The organism is Phocaeicola massiliensis B84634 = Timone 84634 = DSM 17679 = JCM 13223, from assembly GCF_000382445.1.
In the GTDB taxonomy this organism is placed as follows: Bacteria; Bacteroidota; Bacteroidia; order Bacteroidales; family Bacteroidaceae; genus Phocaeicola; species Phocaeicola massiliensis.
Window position 1 is genome coordinate 2,781,932 of sequence record NZ_KB905472.1, and the last position, 18,952, is coordinate 2,800,883.

At 41.5% G+C, this 18,952-nt stretch carries 13 protein-coding genes; 1 reads left to right on the forward strand and 12 read right to left on the reverse strand.

The genetic code is table 11. The features are described from left to right. Window positions 1–64 precede the first annotated feature (64 nt). A complete protein-coding gene (locus HMPREF1534_RS07490; protein ID WP_005941304.1) occupies window positions 65–1,264 on the forward strand; it encodes an OmpA family protein in 1,200 nt (399 codons plus the stop codon). Window positions 1,265–1,484: 220 nt separating this feature from the next. On the opposite strand, the gene mutL is transcribed toward HMPREF1534_RS07490, so the two are convergent. From mutL to clpX, 12 genes are all read right to left on the reverse strand, one after another. Then, complete coding sequence (gene mutL, locus HMPREF1534_RS07485; protein ID WP_005941305.1) at window positions 1,485–3,365, reverse strand: DNA mismatch repair endonuclease MutL; 1,881 nt, start codon at window positions 3,363–3,365, stop codon at window positions 1,485–1,487. A gap of 21 nt (window positions 3,366–3,386) precedes the next feature. Then, window positions 3,387–3,683, reverse strand: coding sequence for a hypothetical protein (locus tag HMPREF1534_RS07480; protein WP_005941306.1), 297 nt, complete (start codon window positions 3,681–3,683; stop codon window positions 3,387–3,389). Window positions 3,684–3,685: 2 nt separating this feature from the next. Next, complete coding sequence (locus HMPREF1534_RS07475) at window positions 3,686–5,356, reverse strand: OstA-like protein (RefSeq protein WP_005941307.1); 1,671 nt, start codon at window positions 5,354–5,356, stop codon at window positions 3,686–3,688. A gap of 19 nt (window positions 5,357–5,375) precedes the next feature. Next, window positions 5,376–6,737 (reverse strand): peptidylprolyl isomerase, encoded by a 1,362-nt coding sequence (locus HMPREF1534_RS07470; protein ID WP_005941308.1) that lies wholly within the window; start codon window positions 6,735–6,737, stop codon window positions 5,376–5,378. Window positions 6,738–6,741: 4 nt separating this feature from the next. Beyond that, window positions 6,742–7,614, reverse strand: coding sequence for a peptidyl-prolyl cis-trans isomerase (locus HMPREF1534_RS07465; protein ID WP_005941310.1), 873 nt, complete (start codon window positions 7,612–7,614; stop codon window positions 6,742–6,744). Window positions 7,615–7,650: 36 nt separating this feature from the next. Beyond that, window positions 7,651–9,021: a peptidylprolyl isomerase gene (locus HMPREF1534_RS07460; RefSeq protein ID WP_005941312.1), complete on the reverse strand. Its 1,371-nt coding sequence runs from the start codon at window positions 9,019–9,021 to the stop codon at window positions 7,651–7,653. 12 nt (window positions 9,022–9,033) lie between these two features. Beyond that, window positions 9,034–10,509, reverse strand: a complete 1,476-nt coding sequence (gene guaB, locus HMPREF1534_RS07455) for an IMP dehydrogenase (protein ID WP_005941314.1) — start codon at window positions 10,507–10,509, stop codon at window positions 9,034–9,036. A gap of 114 nt (window positions 10,510–10,623) precedes the next feature. After that, a complete protein-coding gene (locus HMPREF1534_RS07450; protein WP_005941316.1) occupies window positions 10,624–12,753 on the reverse strand; it encodes a GDSL-type esterase/lipase family protein in 2,130 nt (709 codons plus the stop codon). Between the two features lie 451 nt (window positions 12,754–13,204). Continuing rightward, window positions 13,205–14,818: a M56 family metallopeptidase gene (locus HMPREF1534_RS07445; protein ID WP_005941318.1), complete on the reverse strand. Its 1,614-nt coding sequence runs from the start codon at window positions 14,816–14,818 to the stop codon at window positions 13,205–13,207. Window positions 14,819–14,835: 17 nt separating this feature from the next. Then, window positions 14,836–15,192 carry a BlaI/MecI/CopY family transcriptional regulator gene (locus HMPREF1534_RS07440; RefSeq protein WP_005941320.1) on the reverse strand — a complete coding sequence of 119 codons (357 nt, stop codon included), beginning with the start codon at window positions 15,190–15,192 and terminating at the stop codon, window positions 14,836–14,838. 168 nt (window positions 15,193–15,360) lie between these two features. Continuing rightward, the gene (recQ, locus tag HMPREF1534_RS07435) at window positions 15,361–17,541 is read right to left on the reverse strand and encodes a DNA helicase RecQ (protein ID WP_005941322.1); all 2,181 of its coding nucleotides are present in this window, start codon (window positions 17,539–17,541) and stop codon (window positions 15,361–15,363) included. 156 nt (window positions 17,542–17,697) lie between these two features. Beyond that, window positions 17,698–18,945, reverse strand: a complete 1,248-nt coding sequence (clpX, locus tag HMPREF1534_RS07430; RefSeq protein WP_005941324.1) for an ATP-dependent Clp protease ATP-binding subunit ClpX — start codon at window positions 18,943–18,945, stop codon at window positions 17,698–17,700. Between the last annotated feature and the right edge of the window lie 7 nt (window positions 18,946–18,952).

Here is an 18,952-nt window from a genome sequence, read left to right on the forward strand (position 1 = left end):
TCATGTTATTTAGTTGAAATTGGGAAGATATACCTAAACAATAATTTAACTAATAGAAATGAGTATGAAAAAATTAATGTTTGCACTGGCAATTGCCAGTATCAGTTCTGCAACGTTCGCGCAGCAGAGCAACAAATCACAAAATGCTATCGTCAGCGAAAGCGTAGATGTTATGGAGGTTCCGGTAGATAAGTACAAAGTGGAAACCAATCGTTTTTTTGATAATTGGTTCTTCTCTGTAGGAGGCGGTGCACAAGTATTATTCGGTGACCAATCCGACCTGGGCAAATTCGGCAAACGTATCGCTCCCGCTCTGAATGTGTCTATTGGCAAATGGTTCACTCCCGGATTAGGATTGCGTCTGCAGTATAGCGGTTTGCAGTCAAAGAGTTTTTCAAGCGAACCTTCTGCATACTCCAAGCCTCATATGCTGAGCGAAGGATACTATCAGGATAAGTTCAACTATATGAACTTACATGGTGATATCTTGTTCAACATCAGCAATATGCTTGCCGGTTATAATCCTGACCGTATATATGATGCCGTCCCATTCGTAGGTTTCGGTTTCGCTCATTCTTATGACAAACCTCACCTTAATTCATTGGCATTCAACTTCGGTTTGATTAATACCTTCCATGTAGCAGATGCATGGGATTTAAACTTGGAGCTTTATGGTATGGGAGCTGAAAACAAGTTTGATGGCAAAACTCTGAACAAAGGATTGGACGTTATGTTGGGGGCATCAGTCGGTGTGACCTATAAGTTTCCGCAAAGAGGTTTCAAACCTGCTCCTGACGTGGATGCAATGATGGCCCTTACAGCATCCCAAATGGATGCTATCAATGCAGCTTTGGCTCAACAAATCGAACAAAACCGTCAGTTGAAGGCTCAACTTGCAAATACTCCTAACGAAGTTGTTACAGAACAAGTTACCGTCAACCAGCTGACTCCGGTTCCGCAGTCTGTATTCTTCCAAATTGGTTCTGCTACTCTGCCTCAAAACAGCACAGTCAACTTGCAACAGATTGCCAACTTAGTAAAAGACAATCCGGGCATCAAACTGAAAGTAACCGGTTATGCCGACAGCGACACAGGTAGTGCATCATGGAATAAACAATTGAGTGAAGACCGTGCAAATACAGTTGCAAACGAATTGGTTAAACTTGGTGTAAACAAGAGTAACATGATTATTAGCGGTATGGGCGGTGTTAATACATTGACTCCTCCGGCATTCAACCGTCGTGTAATTATCGAAGCCCAATAATACTCTGCCTTAAAAAAGGTAAGCCAAAGAGGGTGTGCCAAAACGTGGATGATACTGTCATTTTACTAGTAGGGGCGAGGTTCGCTCGCCCGAAAACAACTTGCCTTGTGTATTACTCCCAAGGTAGTGACCGTTGGTTCGGGCAAGCAAACCCTGCCCCTACTGTTAACAATTTGACAGACCATTTTACTTTTGGCACCCCTCTTATCTTTTATCACATCTATTTAAAAAGCTTTTCCAGTTCATCCTCCTGAAGTACGGACAATACGGTTTTACCGTCAGGAGTATAATTAGGAGTAGCTACAGCAAACAACCCATCCACCAGGCCATTCATCTCTTCATTCGTCAAAACCTGTCCCGGCACAATAGCCGCAGCTTTGGCCAATGTCAAAGCCAGATTACTCTGTACTTCTTCTTTCACTTTACCTCCCTTCTCCATAGCAGTATGAACCATACTCTGAATCAGTTCCACCGGATTTAAACCTTCAATGCCCGAAGGTATGCCGTTAATGGCATAACTGCCACCTCCCAAATCAGTCAGTTCAAAGCCCAAGTATGACAAATCTTCCATGATTTCCTGCAATACAGGTACTTCCGAAACCGGGAATTGTACAATATCAGGAAATAACATGCCCTGCGATGCTCCCTGTCGACGTGTTATCTGTTCCAGGTATTGATCATAAAGAATGCGAATATGTGCCCGTTGCTGATCGATAATCATCAAACCAGATTTAACGGAAGTAAGAATAAAGCGTCCCTTAAACTGATAATGTTGAGATGATTTCTCTCCCATTGCCGCCTCTTCCGAATGATCATACAAGGTAGGAGTAACCGGTTGCTCCATTGAAGCTGCCGTAAAATAATCCCCATCATCCGGGTAAGACTTCTGTATATGTTGCGCCGACGAATGATGCTCCAAGCCCTCATATAATTGTTCCCAATCACGACTAGGTTTTGAGGAGTAAGAAGAAGGAGGCACAGCAGACGTATTAAAAGGATTGTAATCCGGATTATAAGTTGTTTTCGGCGGCTGTATTCCGGCATAAGGAGAACTCTCGAATGCAGGGATATCCGGCATACCTTCCGTATCAAAATCAATAGAAGGGACAGCATTGAATTTACCTAATGTTTCTTTGACAGCTGCTGCCAATATCTGCCAAATGGCCTGTTCATTTTCAAATTTGATTTCTGTCTTGGTAGGATGAATATTTACGTCAATATTGCCGGGGTCCACATCAAAGTAAATAAAATAAGATACTTGCTCACCCACCGGTATCAGATGCTCGTATGCATCCATAATAGCTTTATGGAAATAAGGATGGCGCATATAGCGTCCGTTTACAAAGAAGTATTGACGAGCTCCTTTCTTACGGGCACTTTCCGGCCGACCAACAAAACCCGAAACACGTACCATGGTAGTATCCACATCAAGTGACAAAAGATCCTGATTTATTTTCTTTCCAAACACACCCATTATACGTTGACGCAACTGAATGGCAGGGAGATTAAACAACTCGGCATCATTATGATACAAAGTAAAAGACACATTGGGATTGACCAACGCAATGCGTTCAAACTCAGTCAATATATTACTCAACTCCGTCTGATTGGATTTTAGGAATTTACGCCGTGCCGGTACATTAAAAAACAGATTTTTCACACAAAAATTGCTACCCTTAGGACATGATATGGCTTCCTGGCTTTCCACCTTAGAACCGGCAATAACCAGTTTGGTGCCCAACTCCTCTCCTTCTACACACGTGCGCAACTCTACTTGTGCCACCGCCGCAATAGAAGCCAAAGCCTCTCCACGGAATCCCATTGTCCGCAAAGCAAATAAATCAGCCGCTTCCCGTATCTTAGAAGTTGCATGGCGTTCAAAAGACAGACGTGCATCAGTTTCGGACATCCCTTTACCATCGTCTATCACTTGAATAGAACTCTTTCCGGCATCCGTTACCAGTACATCTATATGTTGCGCTCCGGCATCAATGGCATTCTCCACCAATTCTTTTATAACAGACGCGGGACGCTGTATCACCTCTCCTGCCGCTATTTGATTAGCAACAGAGTCCGGCAGCAAACGTATGATATCGCTCATAATACAACTACGAATGATTCATTAAAAACTTAATTCTCCGGTCACCAGATAGTGCAGGATAAAAAGTAAAATACCAATAGCTATAAACAAAGCCCCATAAGTCAATGGCTTGCGTCCACTCTCTTTTCTGCGCTTCAAGTGCTTGGTTCCTTCAATAAACTTTCCACGAATGTCTTCGGGAGAAAACTCTTTCGGAGGAAGCATACCCAAGTCACGCTTGGCATTCTCTTCCATCTTCTGCAATTTCTCTTTGCGTTCATCCACATATATGTATTGGTGGTTGAAACGACGAGGTTTTTCCATTTTAAACATTCCCATAGTTATTTCTTCTTTTTATTAAACAAGTCCTGATTTGGCAGAGGCGCGGCACCTCGATTACTCTTCTTTAACTCCTGCCCGGCTTTCTTTCCGCGCCAGTTAAAAATATCCTCTTTGTTGAGCGGACGAATATAGTCAAACCAATTAAAATTTTCCAGTTTCATTTTATCGGGTGGAAGTTGAAGCATCGGATAAAGAGTACCATTTGATTTCGGACTCATGACCATCTTTTTCATTTTCCGGTTTTCCAAATATATATTCAAAAGGCTTGTCTCCGATACATTCATGCCAATCAATGTGCTGTCGCTCTCCATCGGATAATAAACAACACGAACCGAACCGATAACATCTACCTGATGCATCTCTCCATTCTTGAAATATGCCTTGATATCTTTTCCTGTTACCTGATTATAATTAACAGAATCCAATTTTTCGACAGATAGAGTCTGATTGTGAATATGGGCCCAATCAATAGTACTGTCATTCATGTAAATCATAATTTCCTCACCCAACAACTGCTGATTATTATTCCAAAGAATCGGATCATAATACATAGTCAGACAACTGTCTTTAGACGAAAAGACTAGTGAATCACATACTCCCTGCACATCCGTGCGGTACATGCGCACTTTATGATATGCTCTTGTTTCACGGAAGGTGGAATCTGTATTCAGATTAAAAGTATACATCTGCAACGTATCGGCATGCATAAATAAACTATCGCCCTGTGAATAATCTACCGCCACCGCCTTTTGGGTCGCAATGGCATATTTAGTCAGTTCATTGTAATAACAATAGTCACCGGTAAGCATGTTTTTATTAATGGTATCGTTAAACAATACATTGTCAAAAGCTTCTCCATATCCTTTCACACGGTCATAAAACAAACTGTCACCCGTCAACTGCTTGCCTTCATTGGTTAATACAGAACGATTGAGTAACTCTGCCTGACCAATCTGGGTATTATAGAAACCCAATTCCGAATAAATATGGTTATTATCACTGTCGATATCCGACGGACCTACAATATTGGCAATCTTACTGGCTGTATTATAACGCAAAGTATCCGAAGTCAATGTAAACTTAGGATTTACAAGTTTCACATCATAATTAAAAACCGACTGTTTAGTAGCAGGACTATACTCTCCCCATTCCGAAGTCAACACGTTTTCTTCATCCATCAGCGTACCGCCATCGAAATAATAACCAAGGTTATAAATACGGTCATAGTTCAGACTATCGGTCAGCAATGTAGTATTCTTGTTCTCCATGCGCACATTATTGCGCACTTGGGCTATCTGTGTGTTTCCATCATAAAAAAGATAATCCCCATACAAAAACAGCGTATCTCCCTGCACCATTTTTACATTATCAAAAGCCTCCAGCGAATTGGTCTTTTCATAAAAGCAGGCACTGTCACAATACATATAAACACTATCATGGCGAAAAGTCACATTTCCAACCAATATCTGTGCATCAGGGTCAGGATTTAAAGGACTTTTTTTCAATACATCGGAATGCAACAGATACACTTTACTCTTGGCAGGCTTCGGTTCAGCCTTTTTAGTGGGATTAACCTGAGCCAACAAGCAAAAGACAAACAGGCACAGGACACTAAACAAAAGTATCCTATGCCTGCTCGAAGAGTTATTTTTTTTTCTTTTTTCAAGCATACGGTTCAATATACTACATTTATTCTTTTATCCAACCCGGATATTTAAAATCACATTTCTGCCACTTCTCATTAATACGCACATAGGTATGTTTTTGCTTTTCTTTGATCCACTTTTCAAGCTTATCTTCACTACGTTTTTCCATGACGATAGCCTTCAGCCGCTGATAGTCTTCCGAAATGGTCGCCTTATGTCCGTTAATACGACTTTTCAGCTTTACAATGGCGCACACCTCTTTTCCTTTATCGTTTATCATAGTGAATGCTCTTGATATCTCACCTACGTTCATATTTTCCACCATCTTGGCCACTTCCTGAGAAACTTGTGCCAAGTCCTGCATTTCAAAACGCGCCGTACCGGTATTCTTGTTAGCCATCAAACCATGGTTATTCTTTGTATCCTTATCCTGAGAAATATAAGTAGCAGCATCATCAAAAGTAAATTTCTGGTTGCGGATGTCATCAGCAATAGAATCCAAACGAACTAAAGCTGCCTCCAAGTCTTTTTCCTCCACTTTCGGCTTCAACAAAATATGGCGGGTATTAATACGGTCACCGCGTTTTTCAATCAATTGGATAATGTGAAAACCAAACTCAGTTTCTACAATCTTTGAAACCTTATTAGGATCCTGCAAGTTAAAAGCGACATTGGCATATTCGGGCACCAATTCTCCTTTGCCCATAAAGCCAAGCTCACCGCCACGACGCGCCGTTCCGGGATCTTCAGAATAAAAACGGGCATATGTGGCAAATGACATTTTACCGGAATTAATACCATCTGTATAGTCACGCAAAGTTTTCTTCACACGCTCTACTTCTTCCAACGGAATTTTAGGTTCCAATGTCACAATCTGCACCTCCACCTGAGTGGGAACAAAAGGAATACTGTCTTGCGGCAAATCCTTAAAATAACGGCGCACTTCGGCAGGAGTTATCTTAATCTCCCCCACAATATGCTGTTGCATTTTCTGCACAGTCAAGCCATCGCGGATATTCTCACGAAGCATTTCGCGTATCTGGGTAGAAGTCTTATTATAATACTCTTCCAATTTCTCTTTAGAACCTCCTACTTGTTCGATTAGCCAATTGGTACGTCTTTCCACTTGACCAATCACTTCCTGTTCAGAAACTTCAATACTATCGATAGCTGCCTGGTGAAGGAACAACTTCTGAACAGCAAGCTGTTCAGGAATAATACAATACGGATCTCCGTCAAACTTGCGTCCTTCATACTGAGCATTCAACCGCTCACTTTCTACGTCAGATTTAAGGATAGCCTCATCGCCTACCACCCACACAACTTCGTCTATAACGTTGTCTTGTCCATATACAGAAACAGCAGCGAACAGCATCAGTAACAGTGCATAAACTTTAGTACACATCAATTTATTCATCTGAATTCAAATAATAATAAATAATCTTGTTTCTATCCGAAGCCCGTTGATACAAGTCCTCTTTCACCTTGTTAATAAATTCCACACGCTTCAGATTAATTAAAATCTCTTTTATTTCATCTCTGGCAAAGTCCAACGGCTTTTGTTTATCCTTGCCCAAGAAATCTTCTATATGTAAGAAATAGCAAAAGGCCGTGTCCTTGACTTCTACATTTCTATTTTTATCCAAATAGTTTGCATCCGTATCAAGCACCTTCAAAGGTATCTTGGCAGCCACATCGGGCACAGATGTCCAACGGTCATAAAAATAATCATAACTCACTGCATTACGCAAACTATACTTCTCCAATTTTTCAATAACGTCCTGATTATTCTTCCGATACCACACCCGCACATTTCCCAAATCAGGAGAACTGAGAGGAACCTTTATAAAAAGCCCTTTGACCAATGGATTGTCCAACCGGAACAGTTCTTTGTTCTTTTCATAATAAGCATTTATTTCCTCTTCACTGATATCGTTTGCCAATTTCTGATTCACCAACTCCTCTTGATAAGTGTGCATAATCAATGCACGGCGATAATTTTCCACCAGTTTGGAGATTTTATCATTATCGGGAATATTCCCCTCCGCCTTATCAAACAGCAGCGCATCCTCTATCCAGTTCCTGATATAGTGTTCGGCAAACAATACACTATCATCCTTCGATATATTGAGAGGAAGAGCCGCCTGCAAATCTTCCTTATACAGAAATTCGCCGGACACTTCCACCAAAGGAGTTTTTCCTTTATGGTTATGCTCCTGACCGCATCCAGTCATGGCAGCGGCAATCACAAGTATTACTCCCCAGTTTTTCACGATACTCATAAAGCATTAAAATAGTGAACGAAGATACTGCAATAATTAATTACTTCCGTTATTATTAACTGTTTTTAAAACCTCTTGGTTAATTTCAACCTTATATTTTCGTTTCAATTCTTTCATCCAAGAGTCCTCATGTATAGCCTGATAATCACGGATTACCGATTCTTTTACATCCAAATAGCTCTCCGGTCCCTTTTTCAATTTCTTACCCATCACAAAGGTATAAGAAAAACCGGGAACTTGTTCAAAACTTCCACACTTAAAAACTAATTTATCGACATATTGATTCTTCCCTATAATAAATACGCCCACTTCTATGCTTGCTTGCGGAACCGCCGTGTGCATCATCAACTTTTCCAAAGCGGATTTCCACTCCTCCATCGGCTTTTTCTTTAAATATTTCTTAATGACAGAAGCCATTTTCTTATTCCTGCAATGAATAACAGCTCCTTTATATCGAGGCAAATCCCAAGCATAATCCGATTTATGCTGCTTGAAATAGTGTTCCAAGTCGGCTTCGGAACAAGCATATTCTGTCTCCTGATACTTCCGCGTGAGATAAGAAACCAATAAACCATCATGTACCTCTTGCAAACGTAACGCCCAATCGGGATATTTCCCGGCCAAAGCCCCTGACCGGTAAAGGGCTAAAACATCTTTTCTGACCGAAGAAGAGCAAACTCCTCCATGCTCCATATATGCTTGTATTTCCTCCTTTTTGTCGTGATATGAGGCAAAAGGCTTACGCTCTACCCACTTGACGATATGAAGACCTAAAGGAGAATAAAAAGGAACCGAGATTTTGTTCTTTTCCAGCACTGTCAATTTATTCACCCATTCCTGCATGTTCTTATTGACAGGCATCCAAGGCAACAAGCCTCCGACTTGCCGGCTGTCTGCATCGTCTGAATAACGGCGTGCCAACAACGAAAAATCAGCCCCACTCCGCAACGCTGAATAAATAGAATCCATTACAGCTTGCGCCGCCTGTTCTGCGGCCGGAGTCGCATTTTGAGGCAAATATTTACTGATATGAGCGATCCTCACCCAATCATTCGTTTGAAGTCGCTGTTTGTTCCGTTCATAAATAAAACGGGCTTCCTGTTCCTCCATACCGGCATCCACCACATACGATTTCACCAAACGACCTTCATAAAACGAAAGTTGCCTGCGAAAAGCAGAGACAGTGTCCAAACCACTATCCATAGCGTATCTTACCTTCAGTTTATAATTGATAAAAGCAGGTAAATAAGCCTCGGGAGTCTGCTTGGGAGCTTTTCGATAATAATACTCGAATTCGGAACGATAGACAGGCTTACCCTCAATATACAACACGACATCTCCTTGCGCCTGCATTTCGGACACAGACACAAGGAGAAGCAAGAGAACACCGAGCAAATAACGCGGCATTATTTTTTCATTTTATTGAGGACGGCTGTAATTAGGAGCCTCACTAGTGATAGCTACATCATGCGGATGGCTTTCCAATACACCGGCGTTAGTAATACGAGTAAATTTGGCATCATGCAGTTTCTCAATATTAGCTGCGCCACAATATCCCATACCTGCACGCAAACCACCTACCAACTGATAGATTACTTCGTACAAAGTACCTTTGTAAGGAACACGTGCAGCAATACCTTCCGGCACCAATTTCTTCACATCGGAAGTTCCACTTTGGAAGTAACGGTCTTTAGAACCATTCTCCATCGCTTCCAAAGAACCCATACCGCGATATGACTTAAACTTACGACCATTGAAGATGATAGTATCACCCGGAGATTCTTCTGTTCCGGCAACCAATGAACCAATCATTACACTATATCCACCGGCAGCCAGAGCCTTTACGACATCTCCCGAATAACGTAAGCCACCATCGGCAATCAAAGGAACACCTGTACCCTTCAAGGCCTTAGCCACGTCATACACAGCAGACAACTGAGGAACGCCCACACCGGCAACTACACGGGTTGTACAGATGGAACCCGGACCGATACCAACTTTCACTGCATCTGCACCGGCTTCAACCAATGCTTTTGCAGCTTCTCCGGTTGCGATATTACCTACTACAATATCAATGTTCGGGAAGCGTTTCTTTGCTTCTTTCAATTTCTCAATAACATACTTGGAATGTCCATGAGCTGTATCGATAACAATAGCATCGGCACCGGCATCCACCAAAGCCTGCATACGGTCGAGTGTATCCACCGTCACACCGACACCGGCAGCCACACGCAGTCTTCCTTTGGCATCTTTACAAGCCATTGGTTTATCTTTTGCCTTTGTAATATCCTTATAAGTAATCAAGCCTACCAGTTTACCATCTTTGTCCACTACAGGCAACTTCTCAATCTTATGTTCCTGCAAAATTTGTGAAGCAGCTTCCATATCGGTAGTCTGGTTGGTAGTAACAATATTATCTTTCGTCATTACTTCATCGATACGCTTATCCATATCTTTCTCAAAACGAAGGTCACGATTGGTGACAATACCGACCAAATATCTTTCATCGTCCACTACAGGAATACCACCGATTCTATACTCAGCCATCAGCGCCAAAGCATCTCTCACGGTAGAACCTCTCTTAATAGTTACGGGATCATAAATCATACCATTCTCAGCACGTTTCACGATAGCTACCTGACGTGCCTGCTCTTCTATAGACATGTTTTTATGAATAACACCGATACCGCCTTCACGAGCGATGGCAATAGCCATTTTAGCCTCAGTGACTGTATCCATGGCGGCAGTCACAAAAGGTACTTTTAACTCGATGTTGCGTGAGAACTTAGTCGAGAGTTCGACTGTTTTGGGTAAAACTTCAGAATAGGCTGGGATTAACAATACATCATCGTAAGTCAATCCGTCCATTACAATTTTATCTGCAATAAATGACATAGGGCTTAATGCGTTTTGAATTTATTGCGTGCAAATATACGAGTTTTATTCAATACCGGAAAATGATAGAATATTTTTTTGTTAGGGTGAAAGAAAATTTAGCAAAAAAAATAATCAACCCCGCTCTAACAAAGCCTTCATTATTTTATCAGCCATTAATTTATATCCTTCCTCCGTCAAGTGTGTATAATCACCGCTATAAAGTTCGTCACGTATTCTTCCATCTGCATCCAAGAACCATTCGGTAGGATTCACATATTCAGCGCCAGCCAATTTCTTTTTTTTCAATATGGCATGAATTTTATCACAACTCATGCGAATTGCACTTCCTTTCTCCTTACCTGCGGGGAGAAGACCTAAAAGAAGGATACGAGAATCGGGGAAAGCAATAACCGCTTCCTTTGTAACAGCGACAATACCTTCCGCCACTTCTTCCGGTGTATTTTCACCTGATATTAAATTATTAATGCCGATAGCTATCACAACAACCTCCGGTTTACAACAATTATAATCATCATTGCGGATACGCCAAAGAAGATTCTGAGTACGGTCACCCGATATTCCCGCACTTTCCCACGTCTTCTCACCAAGTACCCTATCCATTGCCTCTTTGCCGGGCTTATAGGCTACAGCTTTTCGGGTGCCTCCCCATCCCTGAGTAATGGAATTACCCAACAGCAATAATTTCAGCTTCCTGTTTGCCAAAGTTGCTTTAATATCAGCATCCACCTCATGCCATTCAACGCCTTTTACCCATCCGGCCCCGGAACGGAACTCATTCCCGGGAACAGCATGGATACATTCATTGGGGAGACGATGTAAAGCCGATAAAATAAAATGTACGATAGGTTCGGGGTTATTCAACGAATGAGGATGATGCCCTACTCCCGGTTTATGTATCACAGTAACAGGAACTCCCAAACGTTCCATTTCTTCTTCAAATACAGCTGTATTTTCACTAACCGGAACAACCTTGTCCGCATCGCCCACAACGTGCAAGCAAGGAATACCGGCTTTTGCTATTTTCCCGGCATGATTCACCGGATTTTTCCGCCACTTTAAAGCTGCTTCTTCATTTGAAAATCCATATGCTGAAAGCAATTGCCGAACATCATCATCCGACCCCTCCGAAGCACCTCTCCCCATCGGCCAGCTTTTAATATCCATCACCGGCGCATCCGCATAGATACAGGCAACTTTATCAGTATTTTGTACAGCCCAGTTGTAGACAATCAATCCTCCCCGGCTCATACCTTCCAAAACAACTTTCTTATGGAAGCCTTCTTTTACCATCTTTGCATACAATTTATTCCAACGTTTGACAGCTTTGTCCGCCCCATACATATCAGCCACATCACAATAGGCAATATGAAATCCCTGTTCCAACAACGCAATATCCGTTTGAGGTTGATGTCCCCAAAATCGAGCACGCATCACCCACGGCTTTCCTTTCGCCTCCTTATAAGGTTTCACAATCTTGCAAGCAGCCCCGTCACAATCAAACTGATATCCACAGAAACCATGAAAATTAAATTCTTCTTTACCTTGCAACCAATCAGCTTTATCTTGTTCTGTACACCCTGCAGTAAGAATCAAATAAGAACCTATTTGACGAGCCATTTTTCCGGCACCGATAGAAGACGGATGCAAGCGATCCGGTAAAAGATGTGATTCCCATTGGTCACCCAACAAATTAAACAGGTTGAGTATTTCTAACTTGTTTTTCCATGCAATCTCTTCTATCATAGGACGAACCGAAGCAGCTATCCGCTCTGCACTGATGGAGGAATCATCCGTCAGAAAGCAACGGACAGGAGTCAGCAAAATGATACGCGGATGTGAAGGTAATGATTTATAACTATCAATAAGTCGCTGATAATCTCCTATAAAATCATCTTTATATTGCCAGTTTTGAGGTTTGGTATCATTGGTTCCTAATTTTATGAGCACAATATCCGGCTGAAATGTATGTGAATCTGCAAATGCACGGGTCTTTACATAAGGATAATCCCCTTTTGACAAAAGAGTGCAACCCGAAATTCCATAATTCCTGACCTCGTAATCACTTCCCAAATAAGCTTGCAACTGAGCCGGATAACTATTTTTATTGCGATTGGGAATGTTAGCTCCATAAGTAATACTATTTCCAACGCAAGCTACTTTAATAACTGCTTTTTGAGCAAAAGCATCCATTTTTACTAAGAAAAAGGATAAAAGCAATACACAAATCAGATTCGTTTTCATTCGTATTTTAATAGATTTAATTTAGTCCTAGAGTACTCATTTTAGCAAATATCTGAACGGGACAAAGTACCTATTGTCATTTCCAAAAACAAAAATAGTACAAATTCTCTATATTCAAAAAAAGTGGGGAAGATGATTGGAGATACAGACAAACAAACCCAATTTAATAAATCAGTATACAGTCCCTTAAAAAGAACAAGAAGTTTTAAAAAAAGACCTTGAACTTTTTTAAAAACTCCAAGGTCTTTTCGGAGTGGCAATGGGCACAACAGCAAATAAGACATCCCTGATTGCACATCCAAATAAAGTTTGTGAAATCTGCCTTCACACATAGCGTATAGTACATTTCACCTCTCTACACTATATATCAACAAGTTACGCCTCGTTTTGTGTGAAAGCAGTTTTTTTCTAAACTTCATTACTATCACCGGCAGAAGTCAATTCTCAAGATTTAATGAGCTACATCGACCTTCAAAAGATACAACTTACGCAACACCTGCTTGACATCATACACCATACCTTCTTGCACATCCTTCGGCACATTCAGACCGATGGATATCACGTTTTTCGATATGTCCACCCTTTCAAGCAAGGAAGCTATTTCAGATTCCAATTCCTGTAAAGTAAAATCTCTCAAACTTCTTTTCTCTTCTCCTTCCATGAAAATCGTGATGCCAAATCCTTCCAAGCGCTTGTTTTTATCCGCCACTTTTGCAACCGGATTTCCATAAGACCGGGGAGGATTATAAACAATCCGGTTGGAAAGACTATGCTGCAACAGTTCGGCAGAATACTCCGCACTCAACTCACGCAAAGCCAACTCATATCCGCGACTTATCTGCTGCTTAGTCTCGTAAACGCAACCCATCTTCGCATTCCGGTCGGCTGTGATGCAAGCCACTATCTGCGGCACCTCCTTGTTCTTGGCATATCGGGAAGAGAAGTCGGCTACCAATCTCTTCGATACAGCATCTGCCAATCCTTCCAACTTTACCACATCCATCTTGTCAAAAACGCCAATCATCAACTGGTTGCGCTGGTTAACATACACATCAAATGCAACGGCATCCGGCGCCAGTCCAGCATAATCAGCCGCCGAAACCGACATATTCAGCGAACTGCTGTCGCACATGGCCGCCTGTCTCACTACTACTGTTTGTAAAGCCGCATCTACTTTAGGCTGGGCGAAAACGAACACGGCTCCCGCAGCCAACGGAAACGCTATCAAGATATACAAGCGCTTCCATCCGGGTGTTTTTCTTTCCATCATCATAGTTATACGTTTTTTAAGTGAACAATGGTCGAAACCGCAGGCCATAGAGTAGAGCCTTGTGCCCACAGCTTTTTCCACCAATAATAATTGATATGTTTTTACATCAATACCACAACTGATTACTCCATGGTCTGCCTGATACTCATGCAGGTCACGCAACTCTTTCTGCCACAGCCATACCACCGGATTGAACCAGTGGAAAACCTGTAATAACTGCATCCAAAGGCTATCCCACGAGTGGCCATAAAATACATGCATCTGTTCGTGCAAGCGTATCAACGGATAGGCTTCATAATCCTTACGGTTCATCACAATATAATTTCCCCAACTAAAGGGGCTTACCTGCCTGTCCGTCACTATCCAACATACACCACTTTCGCGATATACAGAAGCGCTTTTTATCAGATGCCACATACGGATGTATGCCGCCAAAAACAGGAGCAAAACAAAAGAACACCCCCCGACATAAAGAAAAAAGAAAAACCGGGAATAAAGAAATGTACTTTCTCCGGCATCGGCAGAAACAACCGCTCCCACCTCAGCCTGTCTTGTTTGGGGCAAAGTAACTTTAGTCAATGCCTCATCCAACATACGCAACGAACGATGCACAGGTAATTCTTCCTCTAAAGTGAAATGTACCAAAGGAAGTAATGAACACACCAACAAGCCCAACAACAAGACCCGGCGATTAAACCGAAAATGAGTGGTTCCCCTGAACAGCAGTCGGTACAACAAATAAAACGCAGACAGACAGAGGGTGCTTTTCAATATATAAATAATAAAAGCAGTCATAACGATTTCTTTTATTCCTATCCTTTTTCAATTTTTGCTATCAACGCCTTCAGTTCATCCAGTCCCATTTTCTCCTCCTCAATGAACTGTGACACTACCCGAGTATAAGAGTTGTCATAATATTGCGAAATAACATCACTCAATGCCGCCCCTTTGTATTCTTTCTCCGAGACTATCGCATCATAGCGATAACTATTACCCCACACACGAAAAGTTACAAATCCTTTCTCAACCAACAGTTTTACCAATGTAGCCACGGTATTATAATGAGGCTTAGGTTCCTTATAAAAGGCCAGCATCTCACGAATAAACATTGGTCCGTGTTGCCAAAAGATATTCATAATCTCTTCTTCCTTTGCTGTCAGTTTTTTCATTTTTTTCTTTGTTTATCAGTTAGATACACTACAAATATAAGCAAAGTTTAATACAATCTACTAAATAAATTAGTAGAAGTATTATATTTAATAGTAATTAACGATACAATATAAAGAAAGCCGGATTCTGCTTAGAAACCCGGCTTTCTTTGTATATTAATCCTTTGCTTAGTTTGCCATTTCAGAAATGAACTTGATACGAACCAAACGGATTTCGTCCTCAGTATAGTCATCACCCAATTCTTCCATTGCATCGTCTATTTTATCGGTTGTAGACTCTTTGAAATAATCATAGATATCATCCAAGTGGTCTTCATCCATAATTTCTTCGAGGAAATAGTCAATATTCAACTTAGTACCCGAATAAACGATAGCTTCTACCTCATCCAACAGTTCACTGAATTCCAGTCCTTTGGATACGGCAATATCATCAAGAGCAACCTTGCGGTCGATAGCCTGAATGATAGATACCTTCAACTTAGATTTGTTAGCAACAGTACGGACACGCAAATCTTCCGGACGTTCAATCTCATTTTCTTCGCAGTGCTTCTTTATTAATACACAGAACTCCTGACCGTAACGTTTAGCTTTGCCTGCACCCACTCCCGGAATATTCTGAAGTTCTTCCAGCGTAACGGGATAGATGGTTGCCATTGCCTCCAGAGAAGGATCTTGGAATATAACATAAGGAGGAACATCCAGCTTCTTCGACAGCTTCTTGCGCAAATCTTTCAGCATGGAATAAAGCACAGGGTCTACTGCGCATGAAGCACCTCCCCGAACCGGAGTTTCTTCTTCTTCCTCTTCAAAATCATTATCTTCCACTATCTTGAACGATTTCGGATTCTTCAGGAACTTATGCCCTGCCGAAGTCACCTTCAGTAATCCGTAGTTCTCGACATCTTTGCTTAAATAACCGGCTATCAACGCTTGGCGAATGACAGCATTCCACGTTTTATCTTCTTCCCCCATGCCCGAGCCGAATACTTCAAGCTCTTCATGTTTATGAGCAAGTACTTCCGTAGTTTCCTTACCCAGAAGAATGTCTATTATATAATCTGCTTTAAAGTTTTCTTTTACCGCTATGATTGTTTCAATCACGGCACACAATGAATCCTGAGCCTCCACTTGCTTTTTAGGATTTAAACAGTTATCACAATTTCCACAATTATCTTCTGTAAACTCTTCACCAAAATAATGTAATAACGATTTGCGACGACATACCGACGATTCGGCGTATGCTGCTGTTTCAAGCAACAGCTGTTTGCCTATTTCCTGTTCCGCCACCGGTTTTCCCTGCATAAACTTTTCCAGTTTCTGCAAATCTTTATTGGAATAAAATGTAATGCACATACCTTCTCCCCCATCACGTCCGGCTCTACCAGTTTCCTGATAATAGCCTTCCAGACTTTTAGGAATATCATAGTGTATCACAAAACGCACATCAGGCTTGTCAATGCCCATTCCAAAAGCGATAGTAGCTACAATTACGTCGATGTCTTCTTTCAGGAAACCATCCTGATTGGCGGTGCGTGTTGCCGAATCCATACCGGCATGATAAGCACGGGCATTGATGCCGTTGGCTTGCAATATTTCTGCCAGTTCTTCTACTTTCTTACGGCTCAGGCAGTAAATAATGCCTGACTTGCCTGAATTTGCCTTGATAAACTTAATAATGTCACGGTCGATATTATTCGTTTTGGGGCGTACTTCATAATAAAGATTCGGACGATTGAATGAAGATTTAAATTCTGCCGCATCCAGCATTCCCAAGTTCTTCTGAATGTCCATACGAACTTTCGGAGTAGCTGTAGCTGTAAGCGCGATGACAGGTGCCTTTCCTATTTCATTTATAATAGGACGGATCCTACGGTACTCGGGACGGAAATCGTGTCCCCATTCCGAAATACAGTGTGCCTCGTCTACTGCATAAAAAGAAATCTTCACGCCTCTCAGAAACTCTACGTTTTCTTCCTTCGTCAATGACTCGGGAGCCACATAGAGCAGTTTGGTCTTCCCGCTCAAAATATCTGATTTTATCTGGTCGATAGCCGACTTGTTTAATGAAGAATTGATGAAATGAGCCACTCCGTCTTCTTCGCTGAAGTTACGCATGGCATCCACCTGATTTTTCATTAATGCAATTAAAGGAGATATAACAATTGCCGTTCCTTCCATGATGAGTGAAGGCAACTGATAACATAATGATTTTCCGCCACCTGTAGGCATTAATACAAATGTATCGTTTCCCGCCAGCAAATTACGGATAATTGCTTCTTGGTTTCCCTTGAAAGTATCAAATCCAAAATACTTTTTCAGTGCGTTAGTCAAATTTATATTCTCCTCCATTGTCTCAAATAGTTTTTCGCGGTTCCCCGTTCTTGTTTTTACATCTTTTGTTGTCTAACAAAGTTATAAACAAGTTCTCAAATTACACGAATATTTCGAGTAATATTTTTCAGAAGAATTGCATTTTTCTTTCTCTCTCCCTTTACTATATTGATACTAAGCATTTTGCAACCGTGAGATATTTGCTTTATCCATCTGTTTTTGGGCGTAATCCAACGTCACTTCGAAGCTTTTCACCTTCTTTGATGGTAATTCAAACATCATATCCATCATAATTGTCTCTACAATGGAACGTAATCCACGGGCTCCAAGTTTGTATTCGATAGCTTTGTCAACTATGTATTCGAATACTTCGGGCTGAAATACCAATTCTATTTTATCCATTTTAAACAGTTTGACATACTGCTTGATAATAGAATTTTTTGGCTCCGTAAGAATGCTGCGCAATGCATTTCTATCCAACGGATTCAAATAAGTAAGAATAGGCAGACGACCGATTATTTCGGGTATCAGTCCGAATGACTTCAAATCCTGGGGTGCAATATACTGCATCATATTACCACGGTCTATTTTTACCGTTTCTTTGGCTGCACTGTAGCCTACAACATTAGTGTTGAGACGCTGGGCAATCTTTCGTTCAATACCATCAAACGCTCCGCCACAAATAAACAGAATATTTTTGGTATTGACCTGAATCATTTTCTGATCCGGGTGCTTGCGTCCTCCCTGAGGCGGAACATTGACAACCGAACCTTCCAACAATTTCAACAAACCTTGCTGTACTCCCTCACCGCTTACATCACGGGTAATGGAAGGATTGTCTCCCTTACGGGCTATCTTGTCGATTTCATCTATGAATACAATACCTTTTTCGGCTTCGGCCACATTGTAGTCCGCCACTTGGAGCAAACGAGTCAGAAGGCTTTCAATATCTTCCCCCACATACCCGGCTTCGGTCAAAACAGTAGCATCAACAATGGTAAAAGGAACATGCAATAGTTTTGCTATCGTACGTGCAAGCAGTGTTTTTCCGGTTCCTGTGCTACCCACCATGATGATGTTGGATTTTTCAATTTCTACATCATCCTCGTCTGCATTCTGAAGCAAACGTTTATAGTGATTGTAAACAGCTACCGAAAGATATCTTTTCGCATCATCCTGACCGATAACATACTCGTCCAGGAATTCTTTAATCTGTTGAGGTTTAGGCAACTCTTTCAAGTTGAGTTCTTCAGCCTTTCCTTGCGACTGACGAAGGGCTTCTTTGGTAATTTCGTATGCCTGCTCGGAACAACTGTCACAAATACAGCCATTCATGCCGGTAATAAGAAAACCTACCTCATTTTCAGAGCGTCCGCAAAAACTGCATTTTCTCTTGTTTCTTGGTGTTTTACTATCTTCCAATTTTCTC

Excerpts from the sequence above, each read along its gene's own strand:
- HMPREF1534_RS07460 (WP_005941312.1), bottom strand. The coding sequence starts at position 9,021 with ATGCCGCGTTATTTGCTCGGTGTTCTCTTGCTTCTCCTTGTGTCTGTG.
- HMPREF1534_RS07445 (WP_005941318.1), bottom strand. The coding sequence starts at position 14,818 with ATGACTGCTTTTATTATTTATATATTGAAAAGCACCCTCTGTCTGTCT.
- HMPREF1534_RS07470 (WP_005941308.1), bottom strand. The coding sequence starts at position 6,737 with ATGTGTACTAAAGTTTATGCACTGTTACTGATGCTGTTCGCTGCTGTT.
- HMPREF1534_RS07440 (WP_005941320.1), bottom strand. The coding sequence starts at position 15,192 with ATGAAAAAACTGACAGCAAAGGAAGAAGAGATTATGAATATCTTTTGG.
- recQ (WP_005941322.1), bottom strand. The coding sequence starts at position 17,541 with ATGGAGGAGAATATAAATTTGACTAACGCACTGAAAAAGTATTTTGGA.
- HMPREF1534_RS07480 (WP_005941306.1), bottom strand. The coding sequence starts at position 3,683 with ATGGGAATGTTTAAAATGGAAAAACCTCGTCGTTTCAACCACCAATAC.
- HMPREF1534_RS07475 (WP_005941307.1), bottom strand. The coding sequence starts at position 5,356 with ATGCTTGAAAAAAGAAAAAAAAATAACTCTTCGAGCAGGCATAGGATA.
- HMPREF1534_RS07490 (WP_005941304.1), top strand. The coding sequence starts at position 65 with ATGAAAAAATTAATGTTTGCACTGGCAATTGCCAGTATCAGTTCTGCA.
- guaB (WP_005941314.1), bottom strand. The coding sequence starts at position 10,509 with ATGTCATTTATTGCAGATAAAATTGTAATGGACGGATTGACTTACGAT.
- HMPREF1534_RS07465 (WP_005941310.1), bottom strand. The coding sequence starts at position 7,614 with ATGAGTATCGTGAAAAACTGGGGAGTAATACTTGTGATTGCCGCTGCC.
- HMPREF1534_RS07450 (WP_005941316.1), bottom strand. The coding sequence starts at position 12,753 with ATGAAAACGAATCTGATTTGTGTATTGCTTTTATCCTTTTTCTTAGTA.
- mutL (WP_005941305.1), bottom strand. The coding sequence starts at position 3,365 with ATGAGCGATATCATACGTTTGCTGCCGGACTCTGTTGCTAATCAAATA.